This is a genomic window from Variovorax sp. KBS0712, assembly GCF_006323185.2.
GTDB lineage: Bacteria > Pseudomonadota > Gammaproteobacteria > Burkholderiales > Burkholderiaceae_C > Variovorax > Variovorax boronicumulans.
In genome coordinates, this window is record NZ_VCCD02000001.1 from 2,594,704 (window position 1) to 2,618,152 (window position 23,449).

Consider the following 23,449-nt stretch of genomic DNA (forward strand, 5'->3'; position numbering starts at 1 on the left):
ATGAATCCTCACGCGATGGAACGCGGCGATCTCGAACTGGTGCTGGCCATCCGCGACCAGGGCAGCCTGGCCGGCGCGGCCGCCACGCTCGACGTGGTGCCCTCGGTCATCACCAAGCGGCTCGGCGCGCTGGAGGCCCGGCTCGGGCAGCGGCTGTTCGACCGCACGACGCGGCGGCTCAGCGTCACGGCCGAAGGCGAGGCCGTGTGCCTGCATGCGCGCACGCTGCTCGAAGGCTTCGCGGCGCTCGAAAGCGAACTCGGCGAGCGGCAGAACGCGCTGATCGGCACGGTCCGCCTCGCGGCCACCTTCGGCTTTGGCCGGCACTGGCTCGGCCCGGCACTCGCGGACTTCCAGGCGCAGCACCCCGGCCTGCAGGTCGAGCTGCTGCTGACCGAGCAACTGCCCGACCTCGGCGCCGAAGGCTACGACGGTGCGGTCTGGCTGTGGGCGGTGCAGCAGCACCGCGCCGCCGACTGGACCACGCGCCGCATCGCGCGCAACCAGCGCGTGCTGGCCGCCTCGCCCGACTACCTGGCACGGCGCGGCACTCCGGCCACGGTGGAAGCGCTGGCCACGCACGACTGCCTGATCGCGCGCGAGAACGGCGACGCCGCGCAGTCGCGCCAGTTCGCGCTCTGGACGCTGCGCCACGCGCGCGACAGCAGCACGGCGCGCGTGCGGGTGCAAGGCCCGCTCACGAGCAACTCAGGAGAGATGGTGCGCGACTGGTGCCTCGCGGGCCACGGCGTCATGCTGCGCAGCCTCTGGGACATCGCACCGCAGCTCGCAAGCGGCGAACTGGTGCGCGTGCTGCCGCTGTACAGCATGCCCGACGCCGACATCCACTGGGTCGCGCCGTGGCGACCGAAGACGCCGCGCCGCGTGCGCCTGCTGGTCGATCACCTCGTCGAGCAGTTCCGTTCGGAGCCCTGGAAGCCGGCCAAGCCGGCCGGGCGCTGAAAAAGAGAAAGCGCCGTCAGCGCTCCGCGCGCACCACGAGGCTCACGCCGACGGCCGTCAGCCCGATGCCCAGCACCGTGGTCCAGGTGATCGGTTCGGCAAACAGCAGCCACGCCATCAGCGCCGTGCACGGCGGCACGAGGTACAGCAGGCTGGTCACGGCGGTGGCCGTGCCGCGCTGGATCAACATATAGAGCAGCGAGCTGCCGCCCAGCGACAGCGCCAGCACCGACCACGCCATGGCGCCGATCGAATGCGTGTTCCATTCGATGGCCTGCGCCTCGAGCGCGGCGAAAGGCAGGGTCACGAGCAGCGCGGCGGCCATCTGCACCGCGCTGGCGCTGCGCACGTCGCAAGGCGCGACGAAGCGCTTCTGGTACAGCGTGCCCGCCGTGATCGACAGCAGCGCCATCACGGCCAGCCCCATCGTCAGCGCGTTGACCTCGGTGCCCTGCCCCAGCTTGCGCGACACCACCAAGACCAGCCCGGCGAAACCCAGGGCCAGCCCGGTCCATTGCCGTCCCGAAATGCGCCCGCCGTTGAAAGACAGCCACACCGCCGTGAGCACCGGCTGGATGCCGACCAGCAGCGCCACGAGCCCCGCGCCCATGCCCGCATGCACGGCCGCCCAGACGCCGCCCAGGTAGCCGGCCTGCATCAGCACGCCCGTGACCGCCAGGTGCCCCCATTGCGCGCGCTTCGCCGGCCACGCGACGCGCGCGAGCATGACCCACACGCCGAAGCAGGCGAGCGACAGCGCATAGCGCACGGCGAGGAACTTGAGGGGCGGCGCATAGGGCATGCCATAGCGCGCAACGATGAAACCCGTGCTCCAGATCAGCACGAAGACCGCCGGCATCGCCCGCAGCCAGCCTGCGTTGCGGACCGAGACGGCCGCGGTCATTTGGAGTGGGCCCGGATCTCGGGAATGGCCTTTTGCAGGTAATAGACCATCGACCAGACAGTGAGCACCGCCGAGATCCAGATCAGCCACTGGCCCCACAGGCCGGTGTCGATCACCTTGAAGAGGTGCCCGTCATAGAGCAGGAAGGGAATCGCGACCATCTGCACGGTCGTCTTGACCTTGCCGATCATGTGGACCGCCACGCTCTTGCCGGCACCGATGCGCGCCATCCATTCGCGCAGCGCCGAAATGGCGATCTCGCGGCCGATGATGATGAGCGCCACGAACACGTCGGCACGCTGCAGGTGCACCAGCACCAGCAGCGCGGCGCAGACGAGAAACTTGTCGGCCACCGGATCGAGGAAGGCGCCGAAGGAAGAGGTCTGGTTGAGCTTGCGCGCCAGGTAGCCGTCGAGCCAGTCGGTGGCGGCGAACACGATGAACATGACCGTGGCGATCAGGTTGCGCGTCGGTTCGCTGATCGGCAGGTAGAAAACGCCGACGATCAACGGAATCGCGACGATGCGCGTCCAGGTCATGATGGTCGGTAGGGTCCAGAACATGCGGGCGATTGTGTCATGCACGCGTGAAGCGCCGGAAGGACGGGGGCAATCCCGGCTTCAACGCAGCGCGCGATAGATTTCCTCGGCCAGTTCGGTGGCGATGCCCTCGACCGAGGCGAGGTCTTCGACGCTCGCCGCCGCCACGCCGCGGATGCCGCCGAAACGCTGCAGCAGGCGCGCCCGGCGCTTCGGGCCGATGCCCGGAATGTCTTCGAGCTGGCTGCCGCCCACGCGCACCTTGGCGCGCTTGGCCCGCATGCCGGTGATGGCGAAGCGGTGCGCCTCGTCGCGGATCTGGGCCACCAGCATCAGGGCCGCCGAATCCTTGCCGAGGTAGACCTTCTCGCGGCCGTCGGCGAACACCAGTTCTTCGAGCCCGACCTTGCGGCCCTCGCCCTTCTCGACGCCGACGATCAGCGACAGCGGCAGGCCCAGCTCGCTGAACACCTCGCGCGCCATCGACACCTGGCCCTTGCCGCCGTCGACCAGCACCAGGTCGGGCATGCGCGCGGCCGGCGTCCTGGGCGGCGGCGCCTCGACGCCCTCGGCCCCTTCGCTTTCCGCGTCGCCCGGGGCCAGCGCCTGCGTCTCGGCCGCGAGCGCCTCGGCCAGCTTGCCGTAGCGGCGGTGCAGCACCTGGCGCATGGCGGCGTAGTCGTCGCCGGGCGTGATGCCCTCGATGTTGTAGCGGCGGTACTCGCGGTTCTGCATCGTGTGGTGCGCGAACACCACGCACGAGGCCTGCGTGGCCTCGCCCGCCGTGTGCGAGATGTCGAAGCACTCGACGCGGAAGTTGTCCAGGTCGTCCGACGCCAACTCGAGCGCATCGGCCAGCGCGCGGGTGCGCGCCTGCTGCGAGCCCTCTTCGGCCAGCAGCCGCGCGAGCTGCAGGCCTGCGTTGGTCTCGGCCATCTCGAGCCAGTGGCGGCGTTGTTCGTGCGGCTGGAACACGGCCGTGACGCGCGCGCCGGCCTGCTGCGAAATCGCCTCGATGAGCGCGCGGCTCACCTGCCGGCCCAGCACCAGCGTGGCGGGCACCGGCACGTCGATGTAGTGCTGGGCGATGAAGGCCTCGAGCACCTGCACCTCGATCGGGTCGGCAGCCACCGGGTCGACGCCCTCGTCGGCGTCGAGCTCGCCGTGGTGGATCTGCGCCGCGTCGTCCACGTGCACCGGAAAGTACGCGCGGTCGCCCAGGTGGCGCCCGCCGCGCACCATGGCGAGGTTGACGCAGGCCTTGCCGCCCTGCACCTTGACCGCGAGGATGTCGACGTCCTTGTCGGACACCACCTCGATCGACTGCTGGTGCAGCACGCGCGAGATCGCCGACATCTGGTTGCGCAGCTCGGCCGCCTGCTCGAACTCGAGCTTCTCGGCGTGCGCCGTCATGCGCTGTTCGAGCGTGGAGAGCACGCCCTGCGTGTCGCCGAGCAGGAAGGCCTCGGCGCTGGCCACGTCCTGCGCGTACGCCTCGGGCGAAATGAGGCCCACGCAGGGGCCGCTGCAGCGCTTGATCTGGTACAGCAGGCAGGGCCGCGTGCGGTTGGCGTACACCGTGTCCTCGCAGGTGCGCAGGCGGAACACCTTCTGCAGCAGCTGGATCGATTCCTTCACCGCCCACGCGCTCGGGTACGGACCGAAGTAGCGGTGCTTCTTGTCGACCGCGCCGCGGTAGTAGGCCAGCCGCGGAAACGCGTGCGAGGCGATCTTCAGGTAGGGGTAGCTCTTGTCGTCGCGAAACAGGATGTTGTAGCGCGGCTTGAGCGTCTTGATCAGGTTGTTCTCGAGCAGCAGCGCCTCGGCCTCGGAGCGCACGACCGTGGTCTCCATGCGCACGATCTTCGAGATCATGTGGCCGATGCGGGTGCCCCCGTGGCTCTTCTGGAAGTAGTTGGCAACCCGCTTCTTGAGGTTGCGCGCCTTGCCCACATACAGCACGGCGCCGGCCGCGTCGAAATAGCGGTAGACGCCCGGCAACTGCGGCAGGGCCGCGACTTCGCTGAGCAATTGATCGGAATGCACGTCGGACATGACGGCTATTGTGGCGCGCGGCGCGGGGTCCTGCGGCGCCCCCGGCACGAACGCGACACGCACGGGAATGAAATGTGCTCATCATGGACGCGGGCGCGAGAAGCGCCCGTTGTCCTTCGAATAACACCACTCGGGAAGCACTCTCCATGAACAAGAATTCCACGCGCGCGTGGTGGGCCCTGACGCCCCTCGCGCTCTCCCTGACCCTGGCCGGCTGCGGCGGCAACAGCAACAACAACGCGCAGAACAACGCCGCACTGGTCGCGGCCATCGCCGCGATCAACGCGGCCAACCAGCCCACGCCCACGGCCCCGCCCGCCGCCGACAACGGCTGCCAGATTCCGAGCAGCGGCACCTCCGTGGTCGTCGGCTCGGGCGACCCGGGCGATCCGGCCGCGCCGGAGCCGGCGTCGGGCTACGTGCCCGGCCACAAGCTGGTGTACGCCAAGAACTACATGGTGGTCGCGAACCACCCGCTGGCCACGCGCGCTGGCTGCGACGTGCTCAAGGCCGGCGGCAGCGCGGTCGATGCGGCGGTGGCGGTGCAGGCCGTGCTCGGCCTGGTCGAGCCGCAGTCGAGCGGGCTGGGCGGCGGCGCCTTCATGCTCCATTACGACGCGGCGACGAAGAAGGTGCAGGCGTACGACGGGCGCGAGACGGCGCCTGCGGCTGCCACCGAGAACTACCTGCGCTATGTGGACGATGCCACCGACACCAGCGCGCCCGTGCCCAGCGCCCGCTGGAGCGGCCGTTCCATCGGTACGCCCGGTGCCGTACGCATGCTCGACATCGCTTATCAAGACCACGGCAAACTGCCCTGGAAAGACCTGTTCGGCTACGGCATCACGCTCGCGTCCGACGGCTTCCTGATCGGCGGACGCATGGCGACCGCCATCGCGGGCTCCGCGACACACCTGAAGCGCGACGCCGACGCCACGGCCTACTTCTTCAACGCCGACGGCACGCCGAAGGCGCTGGGCACCAAGCTCACGAACCCGGCCTACGCCAAGACGCTGAACGCCATCGCCACGCAAGGCGCCAACGTCTTCTACGCAGGCGACATCGCCAAGGGCATCGTCGACAAGATCGGGGTCAGCGCCGCCGTCGATGGCTCGGCCATCACGCCCGGCAAGACCACGCTGGCCGACCTGGCCAGCTACAAGGCCAAGCGCCGCGACCCGGTCTGCGGCACCTACCGCGATTACTACGTGTGCGGCATGTCGCCGCCGTCCTCGGGCGGCATTGCGGTGATGCAGACGCTCGGCATCCTTGAGACCTTCAATCTCGGCCTGCATAAGCCGACCGCCATCGACCTCGAAGGCGGCAAGCCGAGCGTGATGGGCGTGCACCTGGTGAGCGAGGCCGAGCGCCTGGCCTACGCCGACCGCGAAAAGTACGTGGCCGACACCGACTTCGTCCCGCTGCCGTACGGCTCGATCGATTCCCTGATCAATAAGCCCTACCTGCAGGGCCGTGCCAGCCTCATCAGTCTGGCGAAGAGCATGGGCACCGCCCAGCCCGGCGATCTTGGCGACGTTCCGCTCGGCATCGACAAGACCGAAGAGCACGGCACCACGCATTTCACCATCGTCGACAAGCAGGGCAACGTGGTCGTGATGACCACCACGGTGGAAGGCGGCATGGGGTCGGCCCACATGACGCAGGGCTTCCTGCTGAACAATCAGCTGACCGATTTCTCGGACGAACCGTACGGCAGGCCCACGCAGACCTACAAGGTTGCCAACCGCGTCGCCCCAGGCAAGCGTCCGCGCAGCTCGATGGCGCCAACGCTGGTGTTCAAGAAGAACGCCGACGGCAGCATGGGCGAGTTCGTGATGGGCACCGGCTCGCCCGGCGGCAGCAACATCATCCAGTACGTGGTGAAGACGCTGGTCGGCGCGCTCGACTGGGGGCTGGATGCGCAACAAGCCACGTCGCTGGTCGACTTCGGGGCGCCCAACTCCGTGACCACCAACGTCGGCGGCGAGCACCCGAATGTCGACGAGACCAACTCGGGCCTCAACGACCCGCTGGTCGCCGGATTGATCGGGCTGGGTCACAAGGTGTCGGTGACACCGCAGTCCAGCGGCGTGAGCACCATCATCCGCACGAACGTCGGCGGCAAGCCCGCGTTGACCGGCGGCGCAGACCCGCGCCGCGAAGGCATCGTGCTGGGCGACACCTTCACGCCCTGAACGACAAGGGGGCTGGCGCCGCCTTCGCTGCGCCAGCCCCCTTGCCTGATCACCTGTTGATTTACTTCGCGACTTCCGACACCAGCCGGTACAGGAACTCGCGCCCGTCGTACAGGCGCTGGATCTCGATGCGCTCGTCCAGCCCGTGCGCACGCGCATCGGCCGGCTCCAGGAACATGCCGGTCACGCCGTACATCGGGATACCAGCGTTGCGCAGGAAGCGGCTGTCGGTGGCGCCGGTGCTCATGGCGGGCACCACGGGCACGCCGGGCCACATCTGCTGCGTGAGCGTCTCGACCGTCTTCACGAGGTCGCCGTTGAGCGGCGAGGCCGGGCTGCGCAGCGGCTTGCCCATGTTGCGTACCACGATCTTGTCGTTGCCCACGGCCTGGGTCAGCAGGCGTTCGACCTCTTCCGGATCGTCGTGCGGCAGGATGCGGCAGTTGACCGTGGCCTTGGCCGATTGCGGCAGCGCGTTCTCGGCATGGCCGGCCTGCACCATCGTCGCCACGCAGGTGGTGCGCAGCTGCGCGTTGTAGGCCGGGTTGGCCGTCATGCGCTCGAGCACGCCGGCGTCGGGGTTGCCGCTGCCGATGGCGCGCATGTCGTCGGCCAGCTGGCCGGTGGCAAACGGGGCGCTGCGCGCGAAGTAGGTCTTGGTGACGTCCGCGAGCTTGATCGGGAAGGCGTAGTTGCCCAGGCGCTCCAGGCCGGCCGAGAGCGCGTAGATCGGGTTGGTCTTGGTCGGCACCGAGCTGTGGCCGCCCACGTCGCGCGCCTCGAGCATGTAGGTGGTGTACATCTTCTCGGCCACCTGCATGCGGTGCAGGTTCGGCTTGCCGCCGCGCAGTTCGCCGCCGCCGCCCTCGTTGATGCCGAACTCGGCCTGCAGCAGCTCGGGCTTGTTGTTGATGAGCCAGAAGGCGCCGTTGCTCAGCGCGTCGCCGCGCTCCTCGTCGGCGGTGAGCGCCAGGATGATGTCGCGTTTGGGCTTGAAGCCTTCCTGCTTGAGCTGCCCCAGCACGGAGACCAGCGCCGCGGCCATGGCCTTGTCGTCGATGGCGCCGCGCGCCGTGAAGTAGCCGCCGGTTTCCTGCAGCTTGAAGGGGTCGGTCTTCCAGTCTTCGCGGCGGGCCTCGACCACGTCGATGTGGGCCAGCAGCAGCAGCGGCTTCTTGCTGCCGTCGCCCTTGAAGCGCAGCACCAGGTTCCCCTTCTTCGGGAAGGGCTCGAAGATCTGGATGTCGCCGGGCGCGAAGCCCGCGTCGACCAGCCGTTTTTCCATGGCCCGCGCCGCGACCGTGTTGTCACCCACCGAGTGGGTGGTGTTGATCTCGATCAGTTCCTTGTAGATCTCGCGAAAGCGCTGCTGCTGCGCGGTGAGCGGCGCGGTCTGGGCCTGGGCGCCGGCGATGCCGGCCAGGGCCAGCGAGAGCGCGAGCACGCCGCGTTTGGCACTGCTCAAGGGCGAAGAAGAAGAAAACGACGAACGGCGACGGGTCTGCATCCTCATGGTCTGGCTCTCTCCGATGGTTGTTGTGGCGAGGGGCAGCATAGCAAGCGGCCCCCGTTTTCGCCCGCGCCTGAGCGACCGCGAACGCAGGCACACTCGCGGCCATGGGCACGCGCATGCAATGGGACATCTTCTGCAAGGTCATCGACAACCACGGCGACCTGGGCGTCTGCTGGCGCCTGGCCTGCCAGCTGGCGGCGGCGGGCGAACGCGCGCGGCTGTGGGTCGACGACCCGACGGCACTGAACTGGATGGCGCCAGCGGGCTGCGACGGCGTGCAGGTGATCGACTGGTCCGACGCCGAAGCCGTGCGCCGCGCGGTTGCCGACCCGGCGCCAAACGTGTTGGTCGAGGCCTTCGGCTGCGACCCGGAGCCCGAGCTCATCGCGCGTTTCGCCCAGGCCCCGAGCCCTGCGCAAGCCTGGATCAACCTCGAGTACCTGTCGGCCGAACCCTATGTCGAGAAATTGCACCGACTGCCCTCGCCCGTGTTCAAGGGCCCGGGCGCCGGGCTGACGAAACGTTTCTTCTACCCGGGCTTCACGCCCGCGACCGGCGGCCTGCTGCGCGAGCCCGACCTGATGGCGCGCCAGGCGCGCTTCGACCGCGCCCGCTGGCTGCAGGCGCAGCAGATTCCCTGGCAGGAAGGCGAGCGCCTGGTGTCGCTCTTCTGTTATGAGCCGCCCGCGCTGGCCGCCCTGCTCGCCCAACTGGCCGCCGACCCGGTGCCCACGCGGCTGCTCGTCACCGCGGGCCGGGCCGCGCATGCGGTGCAGGCCCGCCTTGCGAACACCGACGCGCCCGATCGCCCACCGGGCGGCCGGAGTTCGCTATCAATTTCATACCTCCCCTACCTCAGCCAGGCGGATTTCGACCACCTGCTGTGGGCCTGCGACCTCAATTTCGTGCGCGGCGAGGACTCGCTGGTGCGTGCCCTCTGGGCCGGCGCGCCGCTGGTCTGGCAGATCTACCCGCAGGACGACGACGCGCACCACGTCAAGCTCAACGCCTGGCTCGACTGGCTCGGCGCCCCGCCGGAGCTGCGGCTTTTTCACCACGCCTGGAACGGTTTCGGCGACGCGCCCCTGCCCGCGCCCGGCCCGCTGGACGCCTGGCGCGAAACCGCCCATGCGGCGCGCGGCAGGCTGCTGGCGCAGGACGATCTGCTGGCCCAGTTGCGGCAGCTGGTCGCCGGAAAAAGCTAAAATAGCGGGCTTTGCGGAATTCAGCCCTGGCCGCCACGGTCGGGGAGGCCTTTCGCCAAACCTGCCGCGGGACATGTACGGCGGGGCCAGATACGACGGCATGCAGCGCCGAGGGCCCCGCGCACCGAGCGGCCAACATCCAGAGAACCTGATATGAAAATCGCTCAAGAAATCCGCGCCGGCAACGTCATCATGCACGGCAAGGACCCGATGGTCGTCCTCAAGACCGAATACAGCCGCGGCGGCCGCAACAGCGCCACCGTGCGCATGAAGATGAAGAGCCTGATCGCCAACTTCAACACCGAAGTGGTCTTCAAGGCCGACGACAAGATCGACCAGATCGTGCTGGACAAGAAGGAGTGCACCTACTCCTACTTCGCCGATCCGATGTACGTCTGCATGGACGCCGAGTACAACCAGTACGAAGTCGAAGCCGAGAACATGGGTGACGCCCTGAACTACCTCGAAGACGGCATGGCCGTCGAAGTGGTGTTCTACGACGGCAAGGCCATCTCGGTCGAACTGCCCACCAGCGTCGAGCGCGAAATCACCTGGACCGAGCCGGCCGTCAAGGGCGACACCTCGGGCAAGGTCATGAAGCCCGCCAAGATCGCCACCGGCTTCGAAGTCGGCGTGCCGCTGTTCGTGTCGCAAGGCGACAAGATCGAAATCGACACCCGCACCGGCGAATACCGCAAGCGCGTCTGAGCGCGTCTGCACCCGGCTGACCACCACCACGACGAAGGCTCCGCAAGGAGCCTTTTTCGTTGGCGGGCACGCGGGTTGCATCGGCGCACAATGCCAAGCCAATTCCGTTCGACGACCGTTTCATGAACAACACGCACAACATTCACGACAAGCGCCTGGCCGATGCCTGGGCCACGCTGCAGTCCCATTCCGACCGGGGCCTGCCCCTCGATCCCGATCCTTCGCGCCTGGCCTTTGCCGACCCCGAATTCCTGCTGCGCCGCGAAACGCGCGGCATCCGCATGCAGCTCGAGCTGATGAAGCCCGACCTGGAGCAGCGCGCCCACGGCATCGAGAACACGGTGGTGGTCTTCGGCAGCGCGCGTTTCCGCAGCGAAGACGAAGCCGCCGCGCTGGTCGCGCAGGCCGAGGCGGCCGGCGACACGGCCCTGGCCGAGCGCTGGCGCCGACTCTCGCGCAACTCGCACTACTACGAGAAGGCGCGCACCTTCGGCAAGCTGGTCGCCCAGTACAGCGAGAAGAAGGAGCCGCAGGACAAGCTCTTCGTGTGCACCGGCGGCGGCCCGGGCATCATGCAGGCGGCCAACCGCGGCGCGCACGAAGCCGGCGGCCTCTCGGTCGGCCTGGCCATCGCGCTGCCGATGGAAGAAGAAGCCAACCCCTACGTCACGCCGGCGCTGAGCTTCAAGTTCCACTACTTCGCGATCCGCAAGATGCATTTCATGATGCGTGCGAAAGCGCTGGTGGCGTTCCCGGGCGGCTTCGGCACGCTCGACGAGCTGTTCGAGGTGATCACGCTGGTGCAGACCAAGAAGTCGAAGCCGGTGCCGATCGTGCTCTTCGGCTCGGACTACTGGAAGAAGCTGATCGACTTCGACTTCCTGGTCGACGAAGGCGTGATCTCGCCCGGCGACGTGAAGCTCTTCGAATACGTCGACGCGCCCGAAGACGCGTGGGACGCCATCAAGCGTTTCTACAAGCTGTAGAGCTCGCCCCCAGGCTACGCGCACTTCGTGTCGCTTCTCCAACCCCCTACCGGGGGCAACACCTGCGGCCCGGCAAAGCCGGTTCCGCGGTGTTCCACGAAAAAACCGCAAACCCCTTTCAGGCGTCGTCGCTGTCGTCGGGCCGCAGGGCCTGCTCGAAGAAGCGCGTGAGCGCGCGGGCGCGGCGGCGGCGGTCGGCCACGGGGTTCGCGTGTGGCCCCATGGCCACGGCATCGTCGGCCACGCCGTGCAGCGCATTGAAGAGGATCACGGCCGTCAGCGTTGCGTCCTCGACTTCCCACACGCCCGCGGCGTCGCCCTGCTTCAGCAGGGTGACCAGCTGCGTGATGACGACGTTGTCGTTGCGCATGCGGCGGTCCTCGGGCCGGTACTCGTGGAACACCACGTCGTGCAACGCGACGTTGTCCAGGTAGGTCTCCAGCCCCGCTTCCACCCAGGCCTTGAGCCGCGCCCGGTACTTGCCCGGCGCGTGGCGGTCCATCGCCTCCTGCAGGCGGGCGCAGAAGGTGTCGACGAAGCGTTGCTGCAGCGCGCCGAGCAGCGCCTCCTTCGACGGAAAGTACAGGTAGAAGGTGCCCTTGGCCACCTGCGCGCCGGCGGCGATGTCGTCGATGCTGGTGGCGGCAATGCCCTTGGCGATGAACAGCTGCTCGGCGGCGTCCATCAGCGCGACGGCGCGGGTCTGCGGCGCCTTGGTGCGACGGCGCGCGGCGGTGGCGGTGGCGGTGGCGGTGGCGGTGGCGGTGGCGGTGGCGGTGGCGGTGGCGGTGGCGGTGGCGGTGGCGGTGGCGGGAGCATCGTCGGGGCTGCTGCTTGTCATGCTCAGGTACCGGCGCGTGCCGTGTCGATGGCGGCGTGCACCGCCGCGGCATCCAGACGCAGGCCGCGCGGGGCCAGCACGCGCTCGCGCAGCCAGGCCAGGGCCTCGTCGGTGCGGGCGAAGGTGCTCGCGGGAATGCCGAAGAGTTTTTCGACGTTCATCTTGCTGATCTTCTCGAACTGGTCGGCGGGCACCACGCTCGCCATGCCCATCATATGGCGGCGGATGTCGGCGCCGCGCGCCTGCAGCCACTGCTTCGCACTCTGGGCGCTGCCCTCGGGATGCACCAGCGCGTCGGCGTCCGCGAACACGCGCAGCGAGACAAAGGGCTCGCCGCGGTCGAGCCAGCGGTTCCAGTCCTCGGTGAAGGCCTGCAGGCTTTCCAGCGTCTGCAGGCCTGCGGACACGCTGATGACCAGCGGCCATTGACTGAGTTCGTGACGGATCATGAAAGACTCCTTGTAGACAACCGGAAGGCGCCGGGCACTGCGGCGCAGGAAAGGAATGCGGACGGCGGGCATGGCGAACGGCTCAGGCGCGCGTGGCGGCTGCAAGCGCGGCGGCCCGCGGCCTGACGCGCAGCAGCAGCCCCGCCGCCACCAGGCCGGCCACGCCGGCACAGGCCATCGCGGCGTGGAAGCCGCCCGCGAGCGCATCGCTCAGGAGCCGCTGCGCCACACCGGCGTCGAGCACGGCCAGCGCGCCGAGGTCGTGGCGGGACACCGCCGCCACGGCGGCCTGCGGTGCATCGGCCACGCCGGCACGCGCGAGCGACTCGGTCATCAGCGCGGTGGCACGCGTGCGCATCAGCGTGCCGAGCAGCGCGATGCCGATCAGCATGCCGCCCTGGCGCAGCGCATTCATGGTGGCCGAGGCCATGCCCGAGCGCTGCGCGGGCACCGAGGCCATCACCGCCGTGCTCGTGGCCGGCACGGCCAGGCCCGCGCCCGCACCCAATGCCACGAAGAGCAGCGCCAGCGGCAGGTAGGGCGTGTCGGCCGAGAACAGCGTCAGCAGCAGCATCGCCACGCCGATCAGTCCGTAGCCCGCGACCATCAGCGTGTGCACCTCGAAGCGGCGCGCCAGCCGGCCGAACTGCGAGGCCACGAGGCCGGTCGCCACGAACTGCGGCACCAGCCGCCAGCCGGTCTCGCTGGCCGACCAGCCCTGCACCTGCTGCAGGAACAGCGAGAAGAAGAACAGGCTGGCGTAGGTCGAAAAGCCCAGCACGAACGAGGCGAAGTTGGTGACCGAAAAGCGCGCGTCGCGGAACAGCGCGAGCGGCAGCAGCGGCCGTTCCACGCGCGCCTCCACGGCCAGGAACAGCGCCAGCCCGACACCCGCCGCGACGAGTGCGATCACCGCGTGGCGCGAGCCCCAGCCGTGTTCGCCCGCAGCGATCAGCCCGTAGGTCAACGCGCCCAGCCAGAGCACGCTGAGCACCTGCCCCGCCGGGTCGAGCGCCGCATGCTCGGGGTGCGAGGACTCGCGCAGGCCCCACATGCCCAGCGCCACGGTCAGCACGCCGATCGGCAGGTTGATGAGGAAGATGCTCTGCCAGCCCGCGTGGTCCACCAGCAGGCCGCCGAGCATCGGCCCGAGGATCAGCGACAGCGCCGTGAACGACGACCAGCCGCCGATCACCCGCGCGCGGCTGGCCGGCTCGGGAAAGGCATGCGCCAGCAGCGACAGCGCGCCCGGAATCATCAGCGCGCCCGCCACGCCCTGCACCGCGCGGCCCGCGAGCAGCATCGGCAGGCCCGACGCCATCGCGCACATCGCCGAGCCCACGGTGAAGACCACCACGCCGGCGAGCCAAGCGCGCTTGCGGCCGTAGCGGTCGCCGATCGGGCCGGCCGACAGCATGAAGGCCGACAGGCACAGCACATAGATGTCGATCACCCACTGCAGCCCGGCCAGGTCGGTGGCGAGCGCGCGCTGCAGCGTGGGCAGCGCCACGTTGACGATGCTCACGTCGAGCGTGGCGATGAAGCTGCCGAGGTAGACCGCCGCCACCAGGGCCAGGCGGCGGCGCGGGTCGGCCGCGGCCGACGGGGAATGGGAGTCCATGGACGCCTTCGGGTCAGGAAGAAAGAAGGCGCCGATACTGACTTCGAGTCAGTATTCTGTCAATCAAATGAGAATTACTGTTATTTGCAACGTGGAATTCAAACCGCCGTCACAGCTTCAATCCCCAGGTCGCCTTGGCGCCCAGCGCCAGCACCCCGCCCACCACCCAGAACACGCCGGCAATGCCGATCAGCGCGCCGAGCGAGCCGAACAGCATCGGCATCGCGACGCTCGATGCGTTGATGGTCATGAGCCGCAGCCCGAGTGCCTCGCCATGCCGCGCGTGCGGCGTGATCTGGTGCAGCATGCTCATCACCATCGGTTGCACCGCGCCGAGCGCGAAGCCCAGCACCACGGAGCAGATGCCCATGGTCCACGGTGAATTCAGCAGCGGGTAGATGGCGAACACGGCCGCAGTGACGACGGTCGAGCTCAGGATCACGCTGCGCTCCGACGCACGCGACGCGATCAGCGGCAGCACCACGCGGATGACCGCCGCGGCGATCGCGAAGGCGCCGAGGATGGAGCCGATCACCGAGGCGCTGATGCCCCGGTCGTGGCCCAGCACCGGCAGCACGAAGGCGTGCACGTCCCAGCTCGACGACTGCAGCCAGTTCACGAACAGCAGGCGGCGGAACATCGGCTCGCGCAGCAGGTCCCAGGCCCGCGTGGGCGCGGCGCCCGGCACCGGCGCCACCCGCGGCGGCTCGTGCGCGCCGCGTGCCAGCAACCAGCACAGCAGCGGCAAAAAGGCCATCACGGCGAAGCAGATGCGAAAGGCCAGCAGGTCGGCCGGCGCGCGGCCGGCGTGGTCGATCAGCATGCCGGCCAGGAAGGGCCCGACGAAGTTCGCCGCGGCGGGCGCGATGGCCAGCCAGCTGAACACGCGCTTGAGCTGCGTCGGGTCGGTGGCCGAGCGCCCCACGTGCCGCTGCAGCGCGATGACGGTCGCGCCGGTGGCGCCGCCGGTCAGCAGCGCGGCGATGCACATGACCGGAAACACCGGAAAAATCAGCGCCAGCCCTGCCCCGCCCGACGCCGCGATCACCGACAGCCACAGCGGCCGCTTGAGCCCGTGCCGGTCGGCGAAGCGCCCGGCCGGCAACGCCAGAAACACCTGGGTCAGCGCGAACAGCGCGATCAGCAAGCCGACGGCCGCTGCGCTGTAGCCTTGCTGCAGCGCGAGCAGCGGTGTGGCGAGCCGCATGCCCGCCATCGTGGCGTGCAAACAGACCTGCGCCACGATGACGCGCAGCAGTTCAGAACCTTTCACGGGGTGTCGTCGGCCTCGCTGTCAGTGTCGGCCGTGGGCGGCAGCAGCGCCTGCGATTGCGCCTCGGGCAAGGCCTCGACCTTGCGCAGCGCCAGACGCATCTGCTTGGCACGCGTGTCGGCCTTGTCGATGGTGTCGGAGGCCTTGGCCACCTGCTCCTTGATGCGCGCCACCCATTCGCCGTAGCGCTCGAACTCGGTCTTGACCGCGCCCAGCACCTTCCAGACCTCGGAGGCCTGGCGCTCCAGCGCCAGCGTGCGAAAGCCCATGTGCAGGCTGTTGAGCATGGCGAGCAAGGTGGTCGGGCCGGCCAGCGTCACGCGGTGCTGGCGCTGGATCGCGTCCATCAGGCCGGGGCGGCGCAGCACCTCGGCGTAGAGGCTTTCGACCGGCAGGAACAGGATCGCGAAGTCGGTGGTGTGCGGCGCCGCCAGGTAGTTCTCGGCGATCGACTTGGCCTCGACACGGATGCGCGTCTCGAGCGCCTTGGCCGCGGCCTCGGCACCGGCGGCATCGGCGCGCTCGTGGGCGTCGATGAGGCGCTCGTAGTCGTCGCGCGGAAACTTGGCGTCGATCGGCAGCCACACCGGCGCGCCGTCGTCGCCGCGCCCCGGAAAGCGGATCGCGAAGTCGACACGCTGGCCGCTGCGCGGCTTGGTCTCGACCTGGCGCGCGTACTGCTCGGGCGTGAGCACCTGCTCGAGCAGCGCCTCGAGCTGCACCTCGCCGAACACGCCGCGCGTCTTCACGTTGGTCAGCACGCGCTGCAGGCTGCCGACGCCGACGGCCAGCGTCTGCATCTCGCCCAGGCCCTTGTGCACCTGCTCGAGCCGGTCGGCCACCTGCTTGAAGCTTTCGCCCAGGCGCGCCTCGAGCGTGCTCTGCAGTTTCTCGTCGACGGTCTTGCGCATCTCGTCGAGCTTGGCGGTGTTGCTCTGCTGCAGCTGGGCCAGCTGGGTTTCCATGGTCGTGCGCACCTCGGAAAGGCGGCGCGCGTTCGATTCGCTCAGACCCTGCAGCTGGGTGTTCAGCGTGTCAGCCAGGGTCTTCTGCAGCGACGCGAGCTGCAGCGCGAAGGCGTCGAGCTGCGCGTTCTGCGTGCGCGTGGCCTCTGCGCCCTGCTGCACCAGCGACTGCTGGAAGGTGGCGAAGGCCTGCGCGGTTTCCTGGCGTGCACCGCGCGAGCTTTCGCCGATCTCGTGGCGCAGCTCGCGCTCGGTGCGTTCGTTGGCGCGGCCCATGGCGGCGAGCACGCCCAGCATTTCGCTGTGATCAGGTGGGGGTGGCCGGCGGGCCAGCAGCCAGATGACCAGCACCAGCTGCACCACGGCGAATGCGGCCAGTGCGAGAAGAATCAGATCCGTCAGTTCCAAGGTGGGGGGCGTGTCGCGCTCGCTGTCAGGTTGGACTATTTCGTGGCCGATGGCACCGGCGTGACCGGTGTCAGCGGACCCTTGCCACTGCCCCAGGCAATGAGGTTGTCGGCCGCCAGGTCGGCCATGGCGCGGCGCGTGGGCACGGTGGCGCTCGCGATGTGCGGCGTGAGCACCACGTTGGGCACGGTGAGCAGGTCGGGGTGGACCTTGGGCTCACCCTCGAACACGTCGAGGCCGGCGGCGGCGATGCGCTTCTCGCGCAGCGCCACGGCCAGCGCCGCGTCGTCGACGATGCCGCCGCGCGCGATGTTGACCAGCGTGGCGGTCGGCTTCATGAGCGCGATCTCGGCCGCGCCGATGGTGTGGTGCGAGGCCGGCGAGTACGGCACGACCAGCACGACGTGGTCGGCGGTCTTGAGCAGCTCGTCCTTGCCGACGTAGCGGGCCTTGCACTCGGCTTCGAGCGCGGCATCGAGGCGCGAACGGTTGTGATAGATCACGTTCATGCCGAAGCCGTGCGCACCGCGCCTGGCAATGCCCTGCCCGATGCGGCCCATGCCGATGATGCCCAGCGTCGAGCCGTGGATGTCGGAGCCGGCGAACATGTCGTAGCTCCACTTTTCCCACTTGCCGGCGCGCAGGAAGTGTTCGCTCTCGGTGATGCGGCGCGCGGTGGCCATGAGCAGCGCGAAGCCGAAGTCGGCCGTGGTCTCGGTCAGCACGTCGGGCGCGTTGGTGCCCAGCACGCCGCGCGCGGCCATGGCGTCGACGTCGAAGTTGTTGTAGCCCACGGCCATGTTGGCGCAGATCTTCAGCTCGGGGCAGGCGTCGAGCACGGCGGCATCGATGCGCTCGCTGCCGGTGGTGAAGGCGCCCTGCTTGCCTTGCAGCTTCGCGATCAGCTGGTCCTTGCTCCAGGTCTCGTCGGCCTGGTTCGACTCGACCTCGAAATGCTGCGCCAGGCGCGCGAGGGTTTCGGGGAACACCGCGCGCGCGACCAGGATCTTGGGCTTGCTGCTCATGGAACGTGTCTCTTTCTTTGAAGGGCTGGAAGGATCAACGGAAGAAGATGAAGGTGCACAGGACGAACAGCGGGACCAGGATCGCCCCCGACCACGCCATGTAGCCGAAGAAGCTGGGCATGCGCACGCCGCGGCTTTCGGCGATGGCCTTGACCATCAGGTTCGGCGCGTTGCCGATGTAGGTGTTGGCGCCCATGAACACGGCGCCCGCCGAGATGGCGGCCAGCGTGCTGGCATAGGTGGTCATGAGCGCCGCCGGGTCGCCGCCCGCCGTGTTGAAGAACACGAGGTAGGTCGGCGCGTTGTCCAGGAACGAGCTCAGGATGCCGGTGGCCCAGAAGTACATGGCCGGGTCGGGCTGACCGTCGGCGCGCGTCACGGCCGCCACGATGGCGCCGAACGGGCCCTGCGTGCCGGCCTTGAGCATGGCGATCACCGGGATGATGGTCAGGAAGATGCCGGCGAAGAGCTTGGCCACCTCGGCCATCGGACCCCACTCGAACTGGTTGTCGGCGTGCACCTTGGGCGCCGTGAGCTTGTACGAGACGATGGCGATCAGCGCCAGCCCCACGTCGCGCACCAGGCCCGGCAGGCCGACCTCGGTGCCGAACACGTCGAACACGACGGGCGATTTCCAGAAGCCGCTCAGCAGCACCAGCGCGACGATGCCGCCCAAGAGCCAGAAGTTGGCCGCGCCGTCGAAGCCCAGGCGCGGGGTGTCGGGCGTCGGGTCGACGGGCAGCACGCCGTCCTTGCGATAGAAGTGGCGGTCGATGGCATAGAACAGCGCCAGCAGCACGGCCAGGATGAAGATCGTCTCGGGCAGGATGTGCTGCGCGGTCCAGAAGAAGCCCACGCCCTTGAGGAAGCCGAGGAACAGCGGCGGATCGCCCAGCGGCGTGAGCGAGCCGCCCGCGTTCGACACGATGAAGATGAAGAACACGATCACGTGCACCTTGCGCTGCCGGTTGTCGTTGGCCCGGATCAGCGGCCGGATCAGCAGCATCGAGGCGCCCGTGGTCCCCATGAAGCTCGCGAGCACCGCGCCGATGGCCAGGATCGCCGTGTTGAGCCCCGGCGTGCCGTGCAGGTTGCCGCGGATGTGGATGCCCCCCGCCACGGTGAACAGCGCCGTGAGCAGGATGATGAACGGGATGTACTCGGCCACCAGCGCATGCACCAGCTGCACGCCCGCCAGCCCCGCGCCGTAGGTCGCGGCAAAGGGCAGCAGGAAGGCCAGCGCCCAGACGGCGGAAATCTTGCCGTAGTGGTGGTGCCAGAACGAGGGCGTGGCCAGCGGCAGCAACGCGATCGACAGCAGGATGCCGGCGAACGGCACGCCCCACAGCGGCGAGAGCGCGGCACCGTCGAAATCGGCGGCGAAGGCCAGGGCGGGAAAGAGCATCGGCAGCGCCGCGGCTGCCGTCAGTCGGATCGTTTTCTTCATGGGGGCTGTACCGTACCAGACAGGTCAGTACAGCCTTCAAACGGGGGGTTGTTCGATCTCGAACACCTGGCGCAGGTAGGCCAGGTACTTCTCGTCCTCGCACATGTTCTTGGACGGCGTGTCCGACAGCTTGGCCACCGGCTGGTCGTTGCACTGGATCATCTTGATGACGATCTGCAGCGGCTCGTAGCCCAGGTCGTTGGTGAGGTTGGTGCCGATGCCGAAGGCCAGCAGGCAGCGCCCGCGGAACTGCTGGTACAGCTCGATGGTGCGCGGCACCGTGAGGCCGTCGCTGAAGATCAGCGTCTTGGTGAGCGGATCGACCCGGTTCGCGTGGTAGTGCGCCAGCATGCGCTCGCCCCACTGGAACGGGTCGCCGCTGTCGTGGCGGGCGCCGTCGAAGAGCTTGCAGAAGTACAGGTCGAAGTCGCGCAGGAAGGCGCTCATGCCGTACACGTCGGACAGCGCGATGCCCAGGTCGCCGCGGTATTCGCGGGCCCAGCTCTCGAAGCCGAAGATCTGGCTGTCGCGCAGGCGCGGGCCCAGCGCCTGGCAGGCCTGCAGGTACTCGTGCGCCATGGTGCCCAGCGGAATGAGCCCCAGCTTCATGGCGTACAGCACGTTGCTGGTGCCCGCCAGCTGCGGCAGCCGTTCGCCCGCGGGCGACTTGGCCGGCGGCGAGGCCACGGCGCCGAGCCGCTGGGTCAGCGTGCGCAGCACTTCCTCGTGCCAGTCCTTCGAGAAGCGGCGGCGCGTGCCGTAGTCGGCGATCTTGAGGTCGCCCAGGCCGGCCTCCTGCAGCTGGCTGATCTTGAGGTCGAGGCGGCGGCGGCCTTCCTCGAAGTCGGGGTTCTTCTGCGTGTTGCGAAAGTAGACCTCGTTCACGATGGCCAGCACCGGGATCTCGAACAGGATGGTGTGCAGCCACGGCCCCTTGATGCGGATCTCGAGTTCGCCCGAGGGCTGGGGAATGACGTTGATGTACTTCTCGTTGAGCCGGAACAGGCCCAGGAAGTCGACGAAGTCGCTCTTGATGAAGCGCATCGAGCGCAGGTAGGCGAGTTCGGCGTCGCGGAACTGCAGCGAGCACAGGCTGCGGATCTCGTCGCGGATCTGTCCCGCGAACTGCGCGAGGTTGACGCCCGGGTTGCGGCACTTGAAGCGGTACTCGACCCGCGCCCCCGGAAAGTGGTGCAGGACCACCTGCATCATCGTGAACTTGTAGAGGTCGGTGTCGAGCAGGCTGTGAATGATCATGGTGCGGTGCGCGGTGTCTCGGGTCTCTGTCGTCGGCGTCCGTTCCATTATCACGGCCTGCGTCGGCCTGTGCCTACGAGGGCCGGCCTGCACGTCCTACCGGCAGGGGGAATCACCCACGCGACATTGGTTTCACGGCGGCGGCATGTTCCGCCGGGTCATCACTCTTTCTCAAGGAGATTCGCATGAACAAGGACACCATCGAAGGCAACTGGAAGCAGCTCAAGGGCAAGATCAAGGAGCAATGGGGCAAGCTGACCGACGACGACTTCGACGTCATCGCCGGCAAGCGCGACCAGCTGCTGGGTCGCATCCAGGAACGTCACGGCATCAGCCGCGACGAGGCCGAAAAGCAGGTCAAGGACTGGGAATCTCGCGACGGCCGCTCGCCGGACGCACTCTGGTTTGAGAAGAACTGAGAAAGAAGCAAGCGCCCTGCGCCCTTTTCTTCTCTTTCCCTGTCATTCACCGCAAAGGACACACACCATGAAAAAACAACACCTCGTCATGCTCGCCCTCGCCTCCACCTTCTTCGTCGCCGGCCAGGCCGGTGCGATGACCAAGGACGAATACAAGGTCGCCAAGGAAAAGGTCGAGGCCGACTACAAGGTCGCCAAGGCCCAGTGCGACACGATGAAGGACAACGCCAAGGACGTCTGCCAGAAGGAAGCCAAGGGCAAGGAAGAAGTGGCCAAGGCCGAGCTGGAGCAGCAGTACCAGCCGAGCGACAGCCATGCCCGCAAGGTGGCCGAAGAAAAGGTGAAGGCTGCCTATGAAGTCGCGAAGGAAAAGTGCGACGACCAGAATGGCGCGGCCAAGGACGCTTGCGTGAAGCAGGCCAAGGCCGATGAAGCCCAGGGCAAGGCCGACATCAAGGCCATGAAGAAGACGATGTAAGCGGGGTCACACCCCACTCACCCACGAACGGCGCCTGCGGGCGCCGTTTTTCATGGGCGGGCGCTCAGGCGCGCAGCGAATCGACCACCTGCTGCAGCGCCTCGGGCAGCGGCACCGGCCGCTGCGTCGTACGGTCGACGTACACATGCACGAAGTGCCCCTGCGCGGCCGCGGTGTCGGCGCCCTCGGCGAACAGCGCGATCTCGTAGCGCACGCTCGATCGGCCCGCCTGCGCCACGCGGATGCCCGCCTCCACCGTCTGCGGGAAGGCCACCGGCGCGAAGTAGTTGCACTGCGTCTCGACCACGAAGCCGATGGTCTGGCCGCCATGGATGTCGAGCGCGCCGCGCTCGATGAGCAGCGCATTCACCGCGGTGTCGAACCAGCTGTAGTAGACGACGTTGTTGACGTGGCCGTACATGTCGTTGTCGGCCCAGCGCGTCGGGATGCTGCGAAACGCCCGGTAGGCGCTGCGGGTGTGGGGCGTGGGCTTGGGGGTGGGGGTCGGGGCGCTCATCGCGCGGCATTTTGCCAGCGGCGCCAGTAATCGAGCGCCACCCGGAAGGTGCCCAGCTGCACCTGCACCGTCTCGGCGATGTCGCTGGCGTAGCCGCCGGCCATCGCGAAGGCCGTCGGGATGCGGCGCTGCCAGGTCCAGTCGAACACGCGGCGGTCGCGCGCCTCCAGCCCGTCGAAGCTCAGCTTGAGGCGGCCCAGCCGGTCGCGCTCGAAGGGGTCGGCGCCGGCCAGGTAGATCACGAGGCCGGGTGAGAAGCGCCGGTCGAGCTCGTCGAGCGCGTGCTCCAGCGCCGCCAGGTAGTCGGTGTCGCCGCAGCCGTCGGGCAGCTCCACGTCGAGGTCGCTCGCCTCCTTGCGGAACGGGAAGTTCTTCTGGCCGTGCACCGACAGCGTGAACACGCTCGGGTCGCCCTGGAAGATGCGGGCGGTGCCGTTGCCCTGGTGCACGTCGAGGTCGATCATGGCCACCCTGAGCAGCCGGCCCGCACTGGCCTGCTCGACCTGCATCAGCCGCGCCGCCACCGCTGCGTCGTTGAAGACGCAGAAGCCGCTGCCCTTGTCGGCGTAGGCGTGGTGCGTGCCGCCCGCCATGTTGGCCGACACGCCGCCCGCGAAGGCGGCCCGGCAGGCGGCGATGGTGGCGCCGGTGGAGCGGCGCGAGCGCTCGACCATCGCCTCGCTCCACGGAAAGCCGATCTCGCGCATGGCCTGCGGGCTCACGCGGCCTTCGCTGACGGCAGCGATCCATTCGGGGGTGTGGGCCAGCGCGAGCTCGTCGTCGGTGGCGCGCGGGGCCGGGTCCATCTCGACGGCCGGCAGCTGCTCCTGCAGGCGATCGCGCAGCATCGCGTAGCGCGACATGGGAAAGCGGTGGCCCGGCGGCAGGGGCAGGACGAACTGCCCGGAATAGAAAGCACGCATGGCCGCATTCTGGCCGCGCAGGCCGGATTTAGAAGGCCGCTTCTAAATTGCTGCACAGCAACAAAAACCCCTTGATCGCAGCGTTCAGCTGCCTATACTTGAGGCCATGCTGCACCGCAACATAGACGACGAGGCGCAGCGCAACGTGAATCGACCACCCCATCATCCTTTCTGGAGATCTCAAATGGCCCTGACCGCTGACCAAATCCTCGCCGCCCAAAAAGCCAACCTCGAAACCCTGTTCGGCCTGACCACCAAGGCTTTCGAAGGCGTCGAAAAGCTGGTCGAACTGAACGTGACCGCTTCCAAGGCCGCCCTGACCGAAGCCCAGAGCACCGCCCAGGCTGCCCTGAGCGTCAAGGACGCCCAAGAGCTGCTGACGCTGCAAGCCAGCCTGTTCCAGCCCCTGGCCGAAAAGACCGCTGCCTACAGCCGTCACCTGTACGACATCGCCCAAGGCACCAGCGCCGAATTCTCGAAGGCTTTCGAAGCCAAGGCCGCTGAAGCCCAGCAAGCCTTCGTCGGCCTCGTCGACAGCGCTTCCAAGAACGCCCCCGCCGGTTCGGAAACCGCCGTCGCCGTGCTGAAGAGCGCCGTGGCTGCCGCCAACAACGCTTTCGAATCGGTCCAGAAGGCCGTCAAGCAAGCGTCGGACGTCGCCGAAGCCAACTTCAACGCCGTGTCGACCCAAGCCGTCGCCGCTGCCAAGACGGCCACCGCTTCGCGCAAGCGCTGAGCACCGACCACCACCAGTTGTC

22 protein-coding genes are annotated in these 23,449 nt (G+C 68.3%); 8 read left to right on the forward strand and 14 right to left on the reverse strand.

The features are described from left to right. On the forward strand, positions 1–963 hold the full coding sequence (locus FFI97_RS12050) for a LysR family transcriptional regulator (protein ID WP_139706107.1): 963 nt from the start codon (positions 1–3) through the stop codon (positions 961–963). Between the two features lie 16 nt (positions 964–979). Here FFI97_RS12050 and FFI97_RS12055 read toward each other — a convergent pair whose 3' ends face one another. The 3 genes from FFI97_RS12055 to uvrC are packed head-to-tail and all read right to left on the reverse strand — an operon-like array spanning position 980 to position 4,461. After that, entirely contained in the window at positions 980–1,867 is an 888-nt protein-coding gene (locus FFI97_RS12055) for a DMT family transporter (protein WP_062479066.1), read from the reverse strand. Next, positions 1,864–2,430, reverse strand: a complete 567-nt coding sequence (pgsA, locus tag FFI97_RS12060) for a CDP-diacylglycerol--glycerol-3-phosphate 3-phosphatidyltransferase (protein ID WP_062479069.1) — start codon at positions 2,428–2,430, stop codon at positions 1,864–1,866. The genes FFI97_RS12055 and pgsA overlap by 4 nt, the downstream gene beginning before the upstream one ends. A 57-nt stretch (positions 2,431–2,487) precedes the next feature. After that, positions 2,488–4,461, reverse strand: a complete 1,974-nt coding sequence (gene uvrC, locus FFI97_RS12065) for an excinuclease ABC subunit UvrC (protein ID WP_139706109.1) — start codon at positions 4,459–4,461, stop codon at positions 2,488–2,490. Positions 4,462–4,607: 146 nt separating this feature from the next. Between uvrC and ggt the strand changes: the two genes are divergently transcribed. Next, the gene (gene ggt, locus FFI97_RS12070) at positions 4,608–6,656 is read left to right on the forward strand and encodes a gamma-glutamyltransferase (RefSeq protein ID WP_144004437.1); all 2,049 of its coding nucleotides are present in this window, start codon (positions 4,608–4,610) and stop codon (positions 6,654–6,656) included. Positions 6,657–6,717: 61 nt separating this feature from the next. Here the strand turns inward: ggt and FFI97_RS12075 are convergent, their stop codons facing one another. Further along, positions 6,718–8,169: a M20/M25/M40 family metallo-hydrolase gene (locus tag FFI97_RS12075; protein WP_139705441.1), complete on the reverse strand. Its 1,452-nt coding sequence runs from the start codon at positions 8,167–8,169 to the stop codon at positions 6,718–6,720. Between the two features lie 104 nt (positions 8,170–8,273). Here FFI97_RS12075 and earP point away from each other — a divergent pair, with 104 nt between their 5' ends. The 3 genes from earP to FFI97_RS12090 all read left to right on the forward strand — a co-directional run bounded on the left by earP (position 8,274) and on the right by FFI97_RS12090 (position 11,068). Then, on the forward strand, positions 8,274–9,374 hold the full coding sequence (earP, locus tag FFI97_RS12080; protein WP_139705439.1) for an elongation factor P maturation arginine rhamnosyltransferase EarP: 1,101 nt from the start codon (positions 8,274–8,276) through the stop codon (positions 9,372–9,374). Positions 9,375–9,527: 153 nt separating this feature from the next. Beyond that, positions 9,528–10,082 carry an elongation factor P gene (efp, locus tag FFI97_RS12085; RefSeq protein WP_062479082.1) on the forward strand — a complete coding sequence of 185 codons (555 nt, stop codon included), beginning with the start codon at positions 9,528–9,530 and terminating at the stop codon, positions 10,080–10,082. Between the two features lie 122 nt (positions 10,083–10,204). Next, positions 10,205–11,068, forward strand: a complete 864-nt coding sequence (locus FFI97_RS12090) for a TIGR00730 family Rossman fold protein (RefSeq protein ID WP_070059745.1) — start codon at positions 10,205–10,207, stop codon at positions 11,066–11,068. A 118-nt stretch (positions 11,069–11,186) separates the two neighbouring features. Here FFI97_RS12090 and FFI97_RS12095 read toward each other — a convergent pair whose 3' ends face one another. The 8 genes from FFI97_RS12095 to pncB all read right to left on the reverse strand — a co-directional run bounded on the left by FFI97_RS12095 (position 11,187) and on the right by pncB (position 20,354). Further along, on the reverse strand, positions 11,187–11,909 hold the full coding sequence (locus FFI97_RS12095; protein ID WP_144004438.1) for a TetR/AcrR family transcriptional regulator: 723 nt from the start codon (positions 11,907–11,909) through the stop codon (positions 11,187–11,189). Between the two features lie 2 nt (positions 11,910–11,911). Beyond that, positions 11,912–12,358, reverse strand: a complete 447-nt coding sequence (locus FFI97_RS12100; RefSeq protein ID WP_139705435.1) for a hypothetical protein — start codon at positions 12,356–12,358, stop codon at positions 11,912–11,914. 82 nt (positions 12,359–12,440) lie between these two features. Then, positions 12,441–13,979 carry a DHA2 family efflux MFS transporter permease subunit gene (locus FFI97_RS12105; protein WP_144004439.1) on the reverse strand — a complete coding sequence of 513 codons (1,539 nt, stop codon included), beginning with the start codon at positions 13,977–13,979 and terminating at the stop codon, positions 12,441–12,443. 109 nt (positions 13,980–14,088) lie between these two features. Beyond that, positions 14,089–15,252, reverse strand: a complete 1,164-nt coding sequence (locus tag FFI97_RS12110; protein ID WP_062470542.1) for an MFS transporter — start codon at positions 15,250–15,252, stop codon at positions 14,089–14,091. After that, positions 15,249–16,619 (reverse strand): DNA recombination protein RmuC, encoded by a 1,371-nt coding sequence (locus FFI97_RS12115; protein ID WP_139705444.1) that lies wholly within the window; start codon positions 16,617–16,619, stop codon positions 15,249–15,251. Before FFI97_RS12115 ends, FFI97_RS12110 begins: the two co-directional genes overlap by 4 nt. 41 nt (positions 16,620–16,660) lie before the next feature. After that, the gene (locus FFI97_RS12120) at positions 16,661–17,650 is read right to left on the reverse strand and encodes a 2-hydroxyacid dehydrogenase (protein WP_139705431.1); all 990 of its coding nucleotides are present in this window, start codon (positions 17,648–17,650) and stop codon (positions 16,661–16,663) included. Positions 17,651–17,684: 34 nt separating this feature from the next. Then, positions 17,685–19,097, reverse strand: a complete 1,413-nt coding sequence (locus tag FFI97_RS12125; RefSeq protein WP_139705429.1) for a sodium:proton antiporter — start codon at positions 19,095–19,097, stop codon at positions 17,685–17,687. Between the two features lie 36 nt (positions 19,098–19,133). Then, positions 19,134–20,354: a nicotinate phosphoribosyltransferase gene (gene pncB / locus FFI97_RS12130; RefSeq protein WP_070059637.1), complete on the reverse strand. Its 1,221-nt coding sequence runs from the start codon at positions 20,352–20,354 to the stop codon at positions 19,134–19,136. Between the two features lie 185 nt (positions 20,355–20,539). On the opposite strand from pncB, the gene FFI97_RS12135 reads away from it, so the two are divergent. Further along, positions 20,540–20,773, forward strand: coding sequence for a CsbD family protein (locus FFI97_RS12135; RefSeq protein ID WP_095950977.1), 234 nt, complete (start codon positions 20,540–20,542; stop codon positions 20,771–20,773). Positions 20,774–20,840: 67 nt separating this feature from the next. Continuing rightward, positions 20,841–21,251 carry a hypothetical protein gene (locus FFI97_RS12140; protein WP_095950978.1) on the forward strand — a complete coding sequence of 137 codons (411 nt, stop codon included), beginning with the start codon at positions 20,841–20,843 and terminating at the stop codon, positions 21,249–21,251. Positions 21,252–21,315: 64 nt separating this feature from the next. On the opposite strand, the gene FFI97_RS12145 is transcribed toward FFI97_RS12140, so the two are convergent. After that, positions 21,316–21,768 (reverse strand): acyl-CoA thioesterase, encoded by a 453-nt coding sequence (locus FFI97_RS12145; protein WP_139705427.1) that lies wholly within the window; start codon positions 21,766–21,768, stop codon positions 21,316–21,318. After that, entirely contained in the window at positions 21,765–22,691 is a 927-nt protein-coding gene (locus FFI97_RS12150) for a histone deacetylase (RefSeq protein WP_139705425.1), read from the reverse strand. Before FFI97_RS12150 ends, FFI97_RS12145 begins: the two co-directional genes overlap by 4 nt. Before the next feature lie 184 nt (positions 22,692–22,875). On the opposite strand from FFI97_RS12150, the gene FFI97_RS12155 reads away from it, so the two are divergent. Next, the gene (locus tag FFI97_RS12155; RefSeq protein ID WP_062470565.1) at positions 22,876–23,427 is read left to right on the forward strand and encodes a phasin family protein; all 552 of its coding nucleotides are present in this window, start codon (positions 22,876–22,878) and stop codon (positions 23,425–23,427) included. Positions 23,428–23,449 lie beyond the last annotated feature (22 nt).